The organism is Chlorobaculum sp. MV4-Y (genome assembly GCF_025244685.1).
GTDB lineage: Bacteria > Bacteroidota > Chlorobiia > Chlorobiales > Chlorobiaceae > Chlorobaculum.
Window position 1 is genome coordinate 998631 of the sequence record NZ_CP104202.1, and the last position, 16661, is coordinate 1015291.

The following is a 16661-nucleotide window of genomic DNA, read 5'->3' on the forward strand; positions in this document are numbered from 1 at the left end:
AAAGAGAGAAAATACAGCCGCACGTAGCGACTTACAAGCAAAGCATCATTCTGATCGTGATGATGTGTCGCTTCCGTTGCAGCTATTGATATTTAAGCGATGTTTTTATTATGCTTTGCTTTATAAAGTACTTTACACTAAAACACAACGGAGCAAGGACTACGGCCTGAAACCCTCGCATTCAGGTAAATTGCTTAAATTCAATCCTGTTCCCCAGCGGTCAACCAAACAAACCTGAAGCGGACTCAAGCAATATGGAATCCTATTACCATCAGTTTCTTGAGGAATTCCGGCTACCGTTGACCAATCCGGTGCTGGTCTTTTCGCTCGTGCTGTTCATCATCCTGCTCGCCCCGATTGTTTTCAAAAGATTCAACATCCCTGGTACGGTCGGCCTGATTCTCTCCGGCGTGCTCATTGGCCCGCATAGCCTGAATCTGCTTGAAAAAAGCTCAGCGGTAGAACTCTTCTCAACCATCGGTCTGCTCTATATCCTCTTCATCGCCGGCCTTGAACTCGATGTGAACGAATTCAAAAAGAGCCGCTATAAAAGCGCCCTGTTCGGACTGCTGACCTTCAGCATACCCATCGCCATAGGCTATCCTTTCTGCCGATACCTGCTCAATTACAGCATCGGCACGAGCCTCCTGACGGCCAGCATGTTCGCCACGCACACGCTGGTAGCCTACCCAATCGTGAGCCGGATGGGCATTTCGAAAAACCGGACGGTTGCCATCACGGTAGCAGGAACAATCCTGAGCGATACCGCTGTGCTGATCCTCCTGGCGGTTATTATAGGCTATAGCCGGGGTGACATCAATCATGAGTTCTGGCTGCACCTCGGCATCGCCCTCACACTTTTCTCGGCGATCGTGTTCATCGTGCTGCCCGCCATCGCCCGCTGGTTTTTCACCAAGCTCGAAAACGAAAAACACGCCCACTACATCTTCGTTCTGGCGGCTCTCTTCTTTTCGGCTTTCCTCGCCAAAGCCGCAGGACTGGAGCCAATTGTGGGCGCCTTCGCGGCTGGCCTCGCGCTCAACCCTCTCATTCCCGGCTCTTCAGCCCTGATGAACCGCATCGAATTTATCGGCAACTCGCTCTTTATTCCCTTTTTCCTCATCAGCGTGGGAATGCTGGTGGACCTCCGGGTCATCCTGAGCAGCCCGATGGCCCTGATCATCGCCGCCCTTTTGACCTTCGTGGCATTAGCAGGAAAATGGCTCGCGGCGCTCTCTACCCAGAAAATTTTCGGCTATTCCGCCGCGCACCGGCGGCTTATCTTCGGCCTGAGCAGCTCCCGCGCCGCCGCGACCATCGCCATCGCCCTGGTCGGCTACCGAGTGCGCATCCTCGACATTAACATCCTCAACGCCATCATTATCCTCATTCTCATCACTTGCATCGTCAGTTCGCTGGTTACGGAAAAAGCGGCCAAGGAGATCGTGCTTGAAGAGCACGACGCCGCACCGGAAAAAGAGAGCGCCGAGAGCGATTCCGATGAGCAGATTCTGTTACCAATCGCAGAAAACAAGCCTTCCGAACGGGTGCTGGAGCTCGCCGTAATGATCAGGGAAAAGCGCTCCGCCAATCCGCTGACCATCCTGACTGTCGTGCCCAATGATCATGAAGCTGAACTGAACGTGAAAAAAGCCAGAAAAGAGCTGGCGCCAACAGTCGATTTCGCGGCGTCGTTCGACACCAGCCTCAATATCGTTGCAACTATCGACTACAATATCTGCAGCGGCATCGGCAGAACGGTCAAAGAGTCCCAGTCAAACCTGATCATTTTCGACTGGCCAAGCCGTCAGGGATTCATAGACCGGATGATCAACGACGCAACGGAGAGCATCGTGGGGTGCACCTGTAAAACCACCATGATCTGTCATTTCACGCGTCCGTTGGTCCTACACCGGAGGATTGTTGTCATCTGTCCGCCCTTTGCCGAAAAAGAGAAAGGATTCGGGCAATGGCTGCGCAAAATGAGTCGCCTGTCGCAGGAGTTGGCCATTCCGCTGCTTTTCCATTGCGACAGGAAAAGCCGCCTGTCCATCATCGAAACACTGAAAACAAGCCATTCAGGCTCTCCTGTTCTGTACGAAGCCTTCAAAAACTTCCGCGAATGGGAGGATATACCGAAACAGAAACACCAGTTCAGGGCTGACGACCTCATCGTGTTCGTCAGCGCCCGCCGGGAGTCCATTTCCTACAGAGCCTTTTTCGATCTCGTGCCTGAACGGCTTGAAAAGCATATGAGCGGCATCAGCAAAATCATGATCTATCCGGCACAGTTCGATTCCGCCATCATTGAAGAGGAGTATGCCGATGTGGTCGCACCGAAATCCTTCCCGTTCGGAGCATCGACCATCCGAAAAATAAGAGAAGAAATATCCGGCTTCATGAAAAAGAATCAGTTACAAATCAGAAAAAAGCTTGGGGAAAAACAGCAGCAGCACCAAAAAGATTTGGATTTTCCCGAAAAGAACCATAAACTTTAACTTTTTAAAATACAATGTACTAACGCCGTCAAATACCGTTTATAGCGGAAGTTGACTAATCCACACTGCCTATGCGAAGAGAGCAGCAATCCCGCCCAAGCCTTCGGGTTCTGAAAAGTCTCATGGTTTGCGCCACCATTGCAGTCTCTTTGACTCTCCACTCCCCCGCGCTCATGGCTGCCGAAGAGGCAACTGGAGTAACTTGCACCACTCCTTCAGCCGATAGTATAAACCCGATCAGACAATCGTCGGAAAACCTCAAGAATCTGTTCTCAGAAGTCAAGCAGTACCTTGGCATCCGCTACCGTTTTGGAGGAGATACGCCTTCGGGTTTCGATTGTTCGGGCTTTGTCAGGTTCATGTTCAATAAAGAACTCAACGTCAATCTGCCTCGCTCGTCACGTGAAATGGCAACGATAGGCACAAGGGTAGATCGCAACGAACTCCGGCCCGGCGACCTCGTATTTTTCAAAAACGCAAAAGACCGCATCAACCACGTAGGCATTTTCATCGGTAACGACACCTTCGTCCACTCCTCCCTCTCAAAAGGCATCACCCGCGACACCCTTAACGAAAGCTACTACAGCAAACGCTTCGCCACCGGCGTGCGTATTCTCGACGTACAGAACAGCCAGCTTCCGAACGACCTCAATAACCTGATCGACGGCGACTCCGCATCCTGATTCTCCGAAAGGCCTGAGCCGGCAAAAGGCCGACAGCCGCCAATCATCAGAAATTCGACGCACTTCCGTCAACACATTTCGTGACATCCCAGCTCGTACCAGGCGTAAAAAAACAGCTTGACGGACAACTTCGCTGGCATCAACACCATAAGATGCTCATTCTGTTGAATTACATATATTCTTCTCATACAGTGCGTAACGCTATCGAACCGTCGGTACAGTCGAGCTAATCGAGGTGAGGGAAAAATTTGCTGATGACCTATCTGAATAATCAATCCTCCCCCATCATTCCGACAGGCCGATACGGTAAAAGATGTAAGTGTCCATACGCTGATAATCGATAACGGCATGAACCCTGAATTCCGCCAGCCTGTGTTATGAAAACATTTCTGAAGATCTCTCTGCTTTTCTTTCTGATCTCCAGCGCGCTGTGCGCCTCGCTGTATCTTGGCCTCGGACTTCTCGTATCGATGCACTCAACAAAGCCTGAAAAGGCTGACATAATCGTGATTCTTGGCGGTGACGACGGGCTGCGGGTGAGCAAAGGAGGCGATCTTTACAAGGCGGGCTATGCGAAGAATGTTCTGCTGACCGGCATCGACAGCCGCTATTACCGCCCGGATCATCCCAACTGGCGTGAACGCAAGCTGATGGCGCGTGGCGTACCGAGAAAACACATCATCGTCGATACCTGGTCGGAAACAAGCTGGGAGGAAGCGGAAAACACCTCTGACCTGATGGATAAAAAAGGATGGAAAAGTGCGCTTGTGGTCAGCGATCCACCGCATATGCTTCGCCTCAACAAAACATGGAAAAAGGCGTTTGCAGGCACAAACAAGCGTTTCAGACTTGTGGCCACTGAACCCTCGTGGTGGAATCCTCTCCTCTGGTGGCGCAACACCATCAGCTATCGCTTCGTCGTGAACGAACTCAAAAAGAACATCTATTATCTGGTGACCTATTACTGAGACCGTTACCGGACTCACCTGGGACCGCTGACGCCAGGGCCTTCGATGGCGCTCCGGCCTCCGGTGAGTGGCGTGACTTTAATGTGCGTAGCAATGCGATCCCGCAGAGCCGGCACATGCGAAATGATGCCGATCAGCTTGCCGGACTGCTGGAGACTGCCAAGCGTTTTCAGGGCCGTTTCGAGTGCCTCCTCGTCGAGCGTACCGAACCCTTCATCGAGAAAGAGCGAATCGACGCGGACATTCCGGCTTGACATTTGCGACAGGCCGAGCGCAAGCGCGAGGCTGACGATGAAGCTCTCGCCGCCGGAAAGGTTGCGCGTGGAGCGCACCTCACCCGCCTGCCACTTGTCGATCACACTGAGTTCGAGCGCGCCCGACGGGTCGTGCAAAAGCACGTAGCGGTCGGTCATGCGCGCGAGCTGTTTGTTGGCGTGGACGATCATGATCTCGAAAGTGATGCCCTGCGCGAAGTTGCGGAACTTCTTGCCGTCCGCCGAGCCGATGAGGCTATGCAAAAGCTCCCACCGGCGGCACTCGGCTTGCTGCGCTTCGACCACCGCCATTTTCGCGCGGTGCTCGTCCGCCGCCTGCCGGTACGCTTCGAGCTGGCTCGCAATGGCCCCGATGCGCCCGTGAAGTTCGCGAATTGCATTCTGAAGCACCTCGATCCGCACCGCAAGTTCGTTGGCGGACGACGCCGTGAGACGACGCTCCAGCTCATCGCGCAGCCGCGCCTCGCGATCAGAACGCTTGAGGTCGAGGTCGCGCTTGCGATGCTCCAGCGAAGTCACCGCGTTTTCAAGCCGCTCGCGCTCGGCCTCCGGAAGCGAGGCCGCGATAAACGCCGCTTCGTCGGCAAATCCCTTTCCGGTGAGCGCCGCACCGAACTCCGCCTCGTGCCGTTCGGCTTCTTCGCGCTCCTCTTCGACAGCGCGACGCAACTCAACTATCGAAGTATCAAGCACGGCAAGCACCTGCCGCGCGGCGCTGAGCGCTTCCGACGAAGCAGCAAACCGGTCGCGCGATGCCTGCGCAAGGCGTTCGAGCCGCTCCTCCTCGGCATCGGGCGACTTCTCGCTGAACAGTTTCAGGCGCTCTTTTTTGACAATCTCCACCCCGGAAAATGCCACCTCGACCTGTTCGTGCCGCGCGGCGAGATCGGCGTCGAGCGCCGCGAGCTGATCGGCAAAGTTGCGAAGCAACGCCTCACCGTTTTGCACGGAGTTTTCGAGGCTTCGGCCTCGCTCCTCCTCGCTTTGCCATGCATCGCGCCGCGCCTCCAGCCTGGCAATGAGCGGCTCGTCAATTTCGTCATCCGCCGCGACGCCGTAAGGTTCGACGAGGCGGCGCAAGAGCTGCTGCCGCTCGCCGAGTTCGCGTTTCGCCACTTCGCGGTCGCGTTCGAGGCGAGCCAGGTCGAAGCGGTAGGTGCGCTGCCGCTCGGCGGCCTGTTCGAGACGGCGCTCGTCGGCGCGTGCGACTTCGCCGAGAAGTTGCAACTGCGCGTCGTCAGTGCGAATCTGCTGTTCGAGAAGGTCGAGCTGTTCGATCCGCCCGGCAAGCTCGCCAACCTTGCGCTCGCTCTCCGCAAGCTTTTCGAGCACAACCGGCTCTGCTTCCTTCGCCGGAGCTTCGATACACGCTTTTTCGAGCAAGGCAAGGCACTGCCGCCCGGAGGTTTCGCGCATGGCGGCGAGATCGTCGCGACGCTGCTGCATCTGGGCGATCTCCGTCCGGCGTTCGGCAATGCCGATTTCAAGCTCCCGGATTTCCCGTGACCGCTCCTGTACGGCTCGCTTCGCTGCGTCGAGCGCCGCTGCGTCGCTCTCCGGCAGCGCTGACTCTCCGGCGTAGGGGTGGTGCTCCGAGCCACACAAGGGACAAGGGTGACCGGCGACGAGGCGGCGGCGCTCCTCTTCGAGGCTGCGCACCCGATCAGCCATCCGCACGAGCTTCTCCTGCGCCGCCGCCTCGCGCTCCGCGTGAGCCAGCAGCTCCCGCGCATGTTCGAGCTTTCGCGCGGCCTCCGCCCGACGGCTTTCGAGCGCCTCGATATTCGCGCCAAGTTCGGTGATTTTTGGCAGCAGCTCTTTGCCGGATTTATAGAGTGCCACGATCTCTTCGAGCAGCCTTCGGCGCTCGCGCAGGAAATCGAGGTCGGCGCGAAGCGCTTTCAGCGTCGAGCCGCCAAGCTGCGCGGTGAACGTCGCTTTCCGCTCGTCGAGCGCCCGGCGAGCTTCGTCGAGTGCGACTTGCGACGCCTTTGCATCAAGTTCGATGGTCGCGCTTTCGTTCAGCAACCGCTCGATGGCTTGCTGAATGGCAACAATGCCGGAGGCGGCGGCCCGCTCCCGCTCCGCCGCCGGAAGCAGTTCGTCGAAAGCGTGGCGGATGCCCGACAGCGCACCGACAAGCGAGGCGTCCACGCGGTGCTCCTCCTGCCAGGCGCGAAGCGAAAGCAACTCGTTCCGCGCCGATTCGACGCTTTCAGCGACCGTTGCGCGTTCGGCATCGATTCGCTCGCGCCGCTCTTCGAGCGCCTCCAGTTCGCGCTTCCGTCGCTCCGCCTCCAGCCGCTTGCCCTCGATCAGCGCGTCGAGCTGCCGCACCTGCGCGATGAGCGGCTTCGCCGCCGCGGCGCTCTCCTGAGCCAAAGCGAGCGCTTTTCCGGCAGCTTCGTGCCGCGCTTCCGCCTCCAGCCGTTGGCGCTCGACCTCCGGTCGCCCAGCCTCCTTCGCAGCAAGCTCATCGCTGTCGCGCTGCAACTGCGCCCGTTTCAGCCTCAGCACGGCGTGCAACGGCTCGACGGCGGCGGCGTTGCGGGCGAGCCGGAGGCGCTCCTCGTCTGCGCGGAACGCCTCGCGCTCGGCGTCGAGCGCCGCCGCTTCGCTGCCGATAGCCGCGAGTGACGCTTCGAGCCGCGCGATCTCCTGCAACCAGCGCAGGGCCGCCGAATCGCGTTCGACCCCGGCGCTCAGCTCGCGCTCCTTTTCGATGCACTCCGCCCGCTCGTTTTCGAGCGCCTGCCGCTCCTCGTCGCCAAGCAACTGGATGCCCTCGCATTCGAGCTGGAGCCGTTCGAGCCGCGCCTGCTCGTCGCGCCGCCGCTCGTGCACCTTCATCGAAATCACCGAGTAAAGTTCCGTGCCGGTGATCTGTTCGAGCACGGGCGCGCGCTGGTCGGCATCGGCTTGCAGAAACGCCGCGAACTCGCCCTGGGCAAGCAGCATCGAGCGGGTGAAGCGGTCGAAGTCCATGCCAGTTCGCGCCTCGACCTCCTGCAACGTCTCCTGCAATTTTGTCTGAATGAGCTTGCCGGTCGCCGCGTCGGAGATTTCGTGCTTCTGGGACTGCAACTCGCCACCGCGCTTGTGGCGCGAACGGTGCTGGCTCCAGTGGCAGCGGTACGCGCCGGAGGCGGTCGCGAAGGTCACCTCGGCGAAGCAGTCCCCCGCGTGGCGCGACATGATTTCGTTGCTGCTCTTGGTGATCCGCCCGAGGCGCGGCGTCTGGCCGTAGAGCGCGAGGCAAATGGCGTCGAGAATGGTGCTTTTGCCCGAGCCGGTCGGGCCGGTAATGGCGAACAGCCCGTCCGAAAGATATTCGGGCCGGGTAAAATCGATCTCCCACTCCCCTTGCAGCGAGTTCAGATTGGCGAAACGGAGCTTCTGGATTATCACGAGCGAACCTCCTTTTCGGCCATCACATCCTCCTCGTGGATCGAGCGGAGCACCTCGCGATAGCTTTCAAGAAGCGCAGGGCGGAGCGATTCGTCCGTGCCGTACGCTTCGAGGCAGCGGTTGAAGACCGCTTCCGGATCGAGCTGCTGAAGCGTCTCGTCCATCGTGGATTGGCGCAGCGCCTGCTGGAGCGGACGGTTGTTGCGGATACGGCAAATTTCGAGCAGCGATCCTTCGACCGCCTTCTCCATCGCCTCCTGCACGGTTGCGGGCGCTTCGTCTCCGCGACAGTCGATTTCGAGCCAGGCGTTGCTGCCCGCCAACCGCAGCGCAGCGATGGCGGCGCTCAGCTCGTCGAGGCTCCCGGCGAGCCGTTCGAGTGGCTGGAAGCGGGGAATCGCGATCTCCGTGACCGCTGGCGTGCGCCCTTCGAAATCGACCTGAAGCACCAGCTTCTGCTGCTTCGCCTCGCCGAATCCCATCGGAATCGGCGAGCCGCAATAGCGCATATGCTCCGTTTTGTCAACCCGTTGCGGCACGTGCATGTGGCCGAGAGCGACATAGTCGAAGACAGGCGGAAAGGCGGTCGAGCAGACAATCGAGAGCGCTCCTGCATAAATTTCACGCACGCCATCATCCTCAGTCGTGACGCACCCCGCCGTGAAGAGATGGCCCATCGCAATCACCGGAATCTGTTCGCCGAGACTCCGGCGGCGCTCGGCGGCGATCTGCGCCACCTCGGCGTAGTGCAGCGACACGCCGTCGGAGAGCTTGCGGATTTTATCCTCCAGACTCTCCCCCGGCTCGACCGTGCGGATGTCACGATCCCGCAGGAACGGCACCGCGCACACAATCGCCTCCGGGCGGCCCTCCCGGTCAAAAAGCACACGCACCTCGTCTGCCGGATCGCCGGTCGCCGCGCCAAGCACATGCACGTCGAACGAGCGCAGCAACTCCTTCGGTGCATCGAGAAAGGTGGGAGAATCGTGGTTCCCGCTGGTAATGACCACGTGTCGGCACGGCGAGCCGGGCGTCAGGGCGATGCGGTGCAGGAACTGGTAATAGAGCTTCTGCGTGGCGTTGCCCGGCGTGGTGGTGTCGAAGATGTCACCCGCGACGACGAGCACCTCGATGCCCCGCGACTCGACGGTTCCCGCCAGCCAGTCGAGAAAAGCCTCGAACTCATGCAGGCGGCTCCGCCCAAACAGCGACCGTCCGAGATGCCAGTCCGATGTGTGAAGGATTCGTAAAGACAAGGGATAATGGAGAATGGAAAATTGATAATTGATAATGCACAATGTAGGAAGCGCCTCCGGGAGCGCCAAGCGCCTGGCTGGCAAAAATCCGGGCATTTATGGCTAATTTTCCAACAGAGCAAATGCTTTACTTTGTAAAGTTCTTTGCGAGCAATCACCAAAAACGAATTCACGGCAGGGTGTTTCGTCTACAAAGTCCACAATAGGGCGTATAGGTCTTACAGGTCGAATGGGACAAACCGCACAGAAAAGATCATCATAGACGGCTATTCGCGCAGTCCTACGATTCATTATCAATTATCAATTCTTCATTATCCATTAACTCCGGCGGCAGCTTCTTCGATACTTTCGCGCCGAGCTTGCGAATCTCTTCGGCTCTTCCAGCGAGGTTGCCGCGGCCTTCGGTGAGGCGTTTCATGGCGAGGTCGAAGCTCTCCGACACGCCGGCGAGCTTGCGGCGGGCGTCGGTCATCGCTTCGGCGACCAGCACCACCTGGTCGTAGATGCGGCCCGCCTTGTCGGCAATCAGTTCGGCGTTGCGGTTTTCGTTTTCGCGCCGCCAGATTTGCGCGATCAGGCGCAGAGTAATCATGAGCGTGGCCGGGCCAGTGACGACGACGTTTTTTCCGGCGAGTTCGTAAAAGAGCGACGAATCGGCCTGCATCGCCGCCTGATAAGCAGGTTCGAGCGGGATGCACATGATGACGAAGTCGAGCGTGCGGTTGCCCCGGAGCGTGGCGTAGTCCTTCTTTTCCAGCTCAGCCACGTGGCGGCGCACCGATTGCACGTGCTCGCGCAACGCCTCGCTGCGCCGGGCCTCGTTCTCCTCGCCGCACCAGCGCTCGTAGGCGGTCAGCGACACCTTGGCATCGATCACCACCGTCTTTTCGCCCGGCAGATGCACCATGAAATCGGGCCGCACCAGCCGCCCGTCGTCCGTGCGGTTGCTCTCCTGCACGGTGTACTCGCGCCCCTTGACCAGCCCCGACGCCTCGAAAAGCCGCTCGACGATCAGCTCGCCCCAGTCACCCTGCTTCTTGCTCTCGCCCTTGATGGCCCGCGCGAGGTTGTTGGCCTCATCGCTCACCTGATGATTCAGCTCCTGAAGCTGCCTCACCTGTTCGAGGAGCCGCGCGGACAGCTCCGTATCGTTGCGATGCACCTCATCGATGCGCTGGCGAAACGAGTCGAGCTGCAAACGGAACGGCTCCAGCAGCCCATCGAGCCGCTGCCGGTGCTGCTCCGAAAGCGCAGCCCCCCGCTCCTCTACGATCCGGTTCGCCAGATTCTGCATCGCAGCCTCCAACCGCGCCTCGTCGGAGCGCCGAGCCTCCAGCAAAGCCACCCCCCGCTCCCGCTCATGCTCCACCTCCGCCTGCAACCGCGCATTCTCCACCGAAAGCCCCCGAGACTCCCGCTGGCTGCGCAGAAGCAGGAACCCAAGTGCAGCAGCAAGGATGACAAGTAGGAGGATAACGAGGATCGAGGTCATGGGTGGGTTGGATTATTTGGAGAGACTTTATTGCAAGGTATTCGTCAGGGCATATCGATGCAAATCGTGCGCACGCCTTTCGGGAATAACGCTCGCTGGCAGGGGATGAAAGGGTGATGTTTTGCGAAAATCCGGACAACAAAAAACCCCTGACGTCGCAGGGGTTTTAGTGGTATTTGGAGGTGAAGAGCGGATTCGAACCGCTGTACGAGGTTTTGCAGACCTCTGCCTAGCCACTCGGCCACTTCACCAAAGTGAAGCTAAGGTAAGAAAAAAATCGTTTTTACAAAACTGCGACTTTTTTCATCTTCGAAGACCAGAGCCAGGTGCACTCGGTCTGGCAATCAAACGGCACGGCAATAGAGAATCACAAAGTTTTATGATCGATTTCAGGGTTGACAAAAAGAAATGCACACAGTGCGCCCTTTGTGCGGGGGATTGCCCGTCACGCATCATCGTGATGGATGAAGAAGAGTATCCAGCGATTGCTCCCGAAAAGGAACTGGCCTGCCTCAGGTGCGAGCATTGCCTCGCCATCTGCCCGACAGGCGCTATTTCAATCCTTGGCTTCTGCCCGGAAGACAGCCTGCTGCTCAAAGGTGGCTCCCCTGATCCGGGACAACTTGAGACTCTCATCAAGGGACGACGCTCGGTGCGACGTTACAAACCGGAAAATCTCGATCCCGATCTGATGCAGAAGCTGCTCGATGTCGCCTGGCACGCGCCCACCGGAGTGAATTCGCGCCAGGTGCGCTTCACCGTGCTCGATGACCGCGAAAAGGTCGCCCACTTGCGCGACGAGGTAATGAATGGCTTGATCCGACTCGATACGGAGGGTTTGTTGCCGGCGTCAAAAGCCTATTACGCGAAGTTTGTAAAGATATGGGAGAAGCACAAGGTCGATCTGATCTTCAGGGAGGCGCCGCATCTGCTCATCGCGTCGGCGCCAAAAAGCGTTTCGACCCCGAAGGAAGATTGCATGATCGCGCTTACCTGTTTCGAGCTGTACGCGCAGGCTTGCGGGGTTGGCACGCTCTGGAACGGCATCGCCACATGGGCTATCGACGAGATGCTACCCGAAATTCGCCGGAACCTCAACATTCCGGATGACCATCTCTTCGGCTATGCAATGCTCTTCGGCAAACCGGCAGTACACTACGCACGAACGGTACAGCACCGGCCAGCGCTGATCCACCGCGTACCGTAACCCAAGCGCAGGATCAATGGTGGGCGTAATTTAAATCCGCCCCCTGATTGCTTGGTTGCTGGAGATCAGCGGGATTTGAAAACCATGTATTTGACCGCGTTGGAAACCTCTTTATCGGAGAGGTCAGCATTACCACCTTTCGGCGGCATCGTGCCGTTCTTTCCAACGAACCCTTCGATTGAGCGTTTTGTCAGGGCCTCGCCCCCCCCCTTCTGAGCAAGCAGGGTAGCTCATGCATCCTTCTTGCCCGGCTTTGGCGCACCGCCTGTACCACTGTCATGGCAACCGGCGCAGTTCGATTCGTAGACCTCTTCCCCGGCAGCGATTTCAGGGTCGTTGAAATTGCCGTCATCCGATCCGCTCAATGCAATCGCGGTCGTCATTGCGAGGATTGTTCACTCTGGTGGAAACCGGCCAGAGATCGATCACCTGTTCATCGGCAGCGTCAAGGAGCTGCAAGGCGTCCCGGTTCGACGAGTCGAGCCAGCCTGCCCACTCCTCTTCTTCAAGCATGACCGGCATCCGGTCATGCACCGGCCTCATCTGGCGGTTTGCACCGGTGGTGATAATCGTGCAGGAGAGCAGCGGCAGTGATGGCGAGCCGGGCGGCTGCCATTCATCCCACAGACCGGCCAGACCCATCGGGCGGCTATCTTTCCGATGGATGTACCATGGCTCCTTGTGACGCTCCCCGACAAGCTTCCATTCGTAAAAGCCACTGGCCGGTATGATGCAGTGCCGCCGGTTCAGCATGTGGCGGAAAAATGGTTTGGCCGCAAGGCTTTCGGCTCGGGCATTGATCAGCCTGCGCTTCGGCATTTCCCTCGACTAGTGCAGGATTAGCCCCCAGTGGGCCATGCCAAGCCGATAGTGGCCATGATCACCGAGCAGCGTCACGATCATGCTGCCCGGCGTGATGTTCCAGCTTTGCCGGTAACCAAAGCCTGGCGCTTCGTCAAAGGTCAAGTCAAGCTCGCGAAGCTGTTCGATGAAATGGCTCAACTCAAAAAATCCGAATCGTCCGCACATGGTAGTGATGTTTTACATGCCGCCATTTCCGGAAAGTGGACAAGAGGCGTGAAGATCATGCAGGCGGGTTGACTGAGAAAAGCGGACCCCCAAAAGCTGTCCTTACCCACACAAATATTTGAGAAGCACTTCGACCTCCACCTCCGGGCTGTCGAGTTGAAATTTTGCGTTCTCGAACGAAGGCGGACCGAGAAAGAAATGAGGATTGTTGGAGGTGCCGACCCCCTCTTTCGGAATGCCGAAACAGTTTTTGTGCAGCTCACCACAGCAGCTCTCGTCGTGGATAACTGAGATAGCGTAGATGCCATAAGGAACGTCCTCGAAGACGTAGCGATTCGACTCCCCTATCTCGTGCAGCCCGCCCTTTCTGAACGCATGTTCCACCTCTCCCGGAAATCCATGTTTGTCATTGAAGAGCGCAATACCAAGATCGCCTATGCAATTGTGAGCATCGAGCACTTTGACCACGATACGGCCCGTGCCGGTTGATGTGGCTTCAGCGGATGACAGTGTTAGGTCAGCGGACAGGTTCATGGATTCATTGCGGATAATCTCGATGGACGCCGTGATGCACAAATTCAATGTAAGAAACATTTCGCTTGCCTGTGAACGTCTGGAGCAGCTCGGTGAGTTGTGCAAAAGGACGAAAAGAACATCAGGGACGAAAACGACGATGGACGCCAAAGGAAAAAAGCCTGCTTTGGAACAGGCTTTTTTCGTTGACAGATTTCCGAATGTCGTGTTTATCCGATCTTTTCAGCGCCGGAGATGATGGCGGCGACAAGCCTGTCGATGGTGGCGTCGTCCATCAGCACCGGAATGTTGAGGCAGATGCTGCTCTGGAGCAGTTCGCCGGTCTTCGGCCACAACTCTTCGAGGTTGGCGTCGCGGTAGCGGTCGTAGGCCTTGAGCAGGTGGCCCCAGATGGCGGCGTAATGCCAGTCGATCGCTTCCGGCAGAATCTTGGTGCCGAAGCCATGCTCCATCAGGTGCGCCTCGAACGCTAAAGCAGCCTTGGGATCACGAACCTTGAAGATGAGCGTGTCGCCCTGCGCTCCGGCTTCGTCGGTAAAGGGGCGCATCACGAGGTTGCTGAGGTGACTGATGCGATCCTTGATCTTGTACTTGTTCTCCCTCGCCTTCGAGAGAATGTAGTCGATCTTGCCAAGCTGGGCGACGCCGATGGCGGCGGTCACTTCGCTCAGGCGATAGTTTAAACCCTTGGCGCGGCGAGGATCCTTGCCTCGCGGCAGACCGGGGATGTGCATGTGACCGTGGTCGCTGAATTCGGCCACGCGGTCGTAGACATCCTTGTCGTCGGTGATGACCATGCCGCCTTCGCCGACGTGCAACGTCTTGCCTGCGTCGAACGAGAAAGAGCCAACCTTGCCGATGGTGCCGAGCTTGCGCCCTTTGTATGTCGCGCCGAGCGACTGGGCGGCGTCCTCGATGAGCGTCACGCCGCGACGCTCGCAGATTTCGGCGATTTCATCCATCTTCGGCGCGGCCCACATCGGAATAGCCACGACGGCTTTTGTTTTTGGCGTAATCGCCTTCTCAACCTCCGCCGGATCAAGGTGGTAGGTCTCGTCGATCTCCACCGGCACCGGCACGGCGCCAAGCGCGGCGGCGGCTTCGACCGGCGCGATGAAGGTCCAGGCGGTGGTGATCACCTCGTCGCCGGGGCCGACGCCCGCGCCAGCCAGTGCACAGTGAATAGCCGCCGTGCCCGACGACACCGCGTGGGCGTACTTGACCCCCATGTATGCGGCGAACTTCTCCTCGAACTCCCTCGCCTTGTAGTTACCTGGTGCATACCGGTACAGGGTGGTTTTCTCCCTGCTGAACAGCTCCTGAATCTCGGCCAGCTCCTCGCGGCCAATCAGCTCGGCTCCTGCCATAGTGTTTGATTTCTTTTAGTTATTGTTTATGTCCACGTCATTCATTACGTCAACTTCATCCACTTTCTTTCAAGTCAGCGCGTCAATCACCACCCGGGCCGATTCCTCGTTGAACTCGACCGGGTTGCCACCGAAGGAGCCCGAGAGCGCACCAGACGCTTTTGCGGCGAGTTCGGCGACGTTACCCTTGCCGTAACCATAAGGAACAAGATTGGGAATAGCGAGCTGGCGATAGAGATCGTCCATCTGTTCGAGCAACTCCAGCGCGGACTCCCTTGCCGATGCGCCCTCTTTTCGGGCCGGATTGAGCAGCGCGTATTTGTCGTATCCCTTGTTGACGTTGTAACGCATCACCTCCTTGAGGAAGATCGCGCCCGCAAGGCCATGCGGCACCTGGTGCTTCACGCCGACGTAGTAGGCAAAGCCGTTGGTCGGGCCGTCCCCGGAGTTCATGAGCGCCGTGACGCCGCAGATGCTGCCAAGAGCGAGGTCGAGGCGCGATTCGGCGCGGTCGAGCTGTCCCTGCTGCAGGGCGTAGAAGGTACGCTGGAAACCCTCGATCGAGAAGATGCGGCTCAGGGCAGTGTGCTTGATCGAACCAAAGCTGTCCACGCAGTGCACGAGGCTGTCCATCGCCGAAGCGATGACGCTCTCCATCGGCGCACTCATCGAGAGCTTGGGATCGATGACCGAGCGCTTCGGGAAGTTCTTGCGGCTGTTGATACCGAGCTTGCGTCCTTCATTCTCGTCGATGAAAACCGCGTTATAGCTCACCTCGGCGCCGCTGCCAAGCAGCGAAGGCACGGTCACGAGCGGCACAGGGTCGTTCACATCCTTCGGGAAGCCCTTGAGCGAAAGCGCCGGAACGTTGTTGGTCAGCAGCAGCGCGACGCCCTTGCCGAGATCGATAGTGCTCCCGCCTCCGATAGCCACCATGCCGTCGGGCAGCTCGCGGCGGAAAAACTCCGCGACATTTTCAAGATGCCGATAGGTCGGCTCCCCTCTGAACTCGTTACAATAGACAACCGCATTGGCATAGCAGGCGTTGATGTTGCGCAGCACATCCTGGAAATAGAGATTTTCCGAAAGGCTTGCATCGTAAATGATGCCCGGTTTGGAAATACCGAGCGACTGAAGATGCTCATGCACGGCGAGAGCCTCGTTGACCCCGATGCAGAGGTCGGTAGAGAGGAAAAAGTTCATATTGTCTTGATTCTGTTGGGTTTGTCGGATTTCAGGATCGGTTGAACGAGCGGTCGATGCCTTTCTGCTTCAGGTAAAATTCAACGAGATCGACCTCTTCAATGGTGTCGATCTCCCAGGTCTGCCAGAACTCCATCGGATAGACCGAGAGCTTCTGGCCGATACGGTTGCCGAACTTGCGCAGCACCGATGGCGTGAAGAGGTAGATCGAGCCATTTTCGATGAACTGCGACGGTCGATCCTGCCGCATCCCGCGATTCCGATAGTCGAAGTTCACGCTGTTCCAGTCGCCTCCGCGCTGTTCCCATATGGTGAGGTCATCGGCCCGCGTCACCGAAATGAGCGAATCGGCCCCGTCGCGCCGGAACAGCTCGACGGCACGGTCGATGTCCCCCGGCTTGCGCAACGGCGAGGTAGCTTGCAGAAACACGACCGTCTCCGGCTCCGCGCCGTACCGTTCAGCAATCACTTCAAGCGCGTGCAAAAGCGCCGACTCCGAGGTCGCCTTGTCGCCGCTGATGTGCTCCGGGCGGTCGATCACCTCCGCACCGAACTGCCGTGCCACCTGAGCGATGGCCGCGTCGTCGGTGGTCACAAAAACCTGATCGACATGTTCGGCATCCGAAGCCTGCAAGACGCTCCATGCCAGCAGCGGAAGGCCGGCTATCGGATGGATGTTCTTGTTTTTCAGGCCCTTCGAGCCGCCGCGCGCCGGAATGATGGCTGCCGTCCGCATTCAGT

Annotated in this window: 12 protein-coding genes, 1 tRNA gene and 1 pseudogene; 4 read left to right on the forward strand and 10 right to left on the reverse strand. The window is 58.2% G+C overall.

Going from position 1 to position 16661, the window contains the following annotated elements; all coding sequences use genetic code 11:
- The first annotated feature begins 254 nt into the window (after positions 1-254).
- The 3 genes from NY406_RS04800 to NY406_RS04810 all read left to right on the forward strand — a co-directional run bounded on the left by NY406_RS04800 (position 255) and on the right by NY406_RS04810 (position 4149).
- Entirely contained in the window at positions 255-2498 is a 2244-nt protein-coding gene (locus tag NY406_RS04800; protein WP_260633595.1) for a cation:proton antiporter, read from the forward strand.
- 71 nt (positions 2499-2569) lie between these two features.
- Positions 2570-3181: a C40 family peptidase gene (locus tag NY406_RS04805; RefSeq protein ID WP_260633596.1), complete on the forward strand. Its 612-nt coding sequence runs from the start codon at positions 2570-2572 to the stop codon at positions 3179-3181.
- A 377-nt stretch (positions 3182-3558) separates the two neighbouring features.
- A complete protein-coding gene (locus NY406_RS04810) occupies positions 3559-4149 on the forward strand; it encodes a YdcF family protein (RefSeq protein ID WP_260633597.1) in 591 nt (196 codons plus the stop codon).
- A 14-nt stretch (positions 4150-4163) separates the two neighbouring features.
- On the opposite strand, the gene NY406_RS04815 is transcribed toward NY406_RS04810, so the two are convergent.
- From NY406_RS04815 to NY406_RS04830, 4 genes are all read right to left on the reverse strand, one after another.
- On the reverse strand, positions 4164-7832 hold the full coding sequence (locus NY406_RS04815) for an AAA family ATPase (RefSeq protein ID WP_260633598.1): 3669 nt from the start codon (positions 7830-7832) through the stop codon (positions 4164-4166).
- Positions 7829-9088, reverse strand: a complete 1260-nt coding sequence (locus tag NY406_RS04820; RefSeq protein WP_260633599.1) for an exonuclease SbcCD subunit D C-terminal domain-containing protein — start codon at positions 9086-9088, stop codon at positions 7829-7831. The genes NY406_RS04815 and NY406_RS04820 overlap by 4 nt, the downstream gene beginning before the upstream one ends.
- A gap of 280 nt (positions 9089-9368) precedes the next feature.
- Entirely contained in the window at positions 9369-10580 is a 1212-nt protein-coding gene (locus tag NY406_RS04825) for a DNA recombination protein RmuC (RefSeq protein WP_260633600.1), read from the reverse strand.
- 177 nt (positions 10581-10757) lie between these two features.
- Positions 10758-10831: transfer RNA gene (locus NY406_RS04830), tRNA-Cys, on the reverse strand.
- A 128-nt stretch (positions 10832-10959) separates the two neighbouring features.
- Between NY406_RS04830 and NY406_RS04835 the strand changes: the two genes are divergently transcribed.
- Positions 10960-11787 (forward strand): nitroreductase family protein, encoded by an 828-nt coding sequence (locus NY406_RS04835; RefSeq protein ID WP_260633601.1) that lies wholly within the window; start codon positions 10960-10962, stop codon positions 11785-11787.
- A gap of 230 nt (positions 11788-12017) precedes the next feature.
- Here NY406_RS04835 and NY406_RS04840 read toward each other — a convergent pair whose 3' ends face one another.
- From NY406_RS04840 to NY406_RS04870, 6 genes and pseudogenes are all read right to left on the reverse strand, one after another.
- Complete coding sequence (locus NY406_RS04840; RefSeq protein ID WP_260633602.1) at positions 12018-12170, reverse strand: c-type cytochrome; 153 nt, start codon at positions 12168-12170, stop codon at positions 12018-12020.
- Positions 12136-12816: pseudogene (locus NY406_RS04845) on the reverse strand (SOS response-associated peptidase). The gene NY406_RS04840 and the pseudogene NY406_RS04845 overlap by 35 nt, the downstream one beginning before the upstream one ends.
- Before the next feature lie 102 nt (positions 12817-12918).
- Positions 12919-13350 carry a DUF2141 domain-containing protein gene (locus NY406_RS04855; protein WP_260633605.1) on the reverse strand — a complete coding sequence of 144 codons (432 nt, stop codon included), beginning with the start codon at positions 13348-13350 and terminating at the stop codon, positions 12919-12921.
- Positions 13351-13559: 209 nt separating this feature from the next.
- Positions 13560-14717: a DegT/DnrJ/EryC1/StrS family aminotransferase gene (locus NY406_RS04860; protein WP_260633606.1), complete on the reverse strand. Its 1158-nt coding sequence runs from the start codon at positions 14715-14717 to the stop codon at positions 13560-13562.
- Between the two features lie 69 nt (positions 14718-14786).
- Positions 14787-15920: an iron-containing alcohol dehydrogenase gene (locus NY406_RS04865; RefSeq protein ID WP_260633607.1), complete on the reverse strand. Its 1134-nt coding sequence runs from the start codon at positions 15918-15920 to the stop codon at positions 14787-14789.
- Positions 15921-15951: 31 nt separating this feature from the next.
- Positions 15952-16656, reverse strand: a complete 705-nt coding sequence (locus NY406_RS04870) for a cytidylyltransferase domain-containing protein (protein ID WP_260633608.1) — start codon at positions 16654-16656, stop codon at positions 15952-15954.
- Positions 16657-16661: the final 5 nt, after the last annotated feature.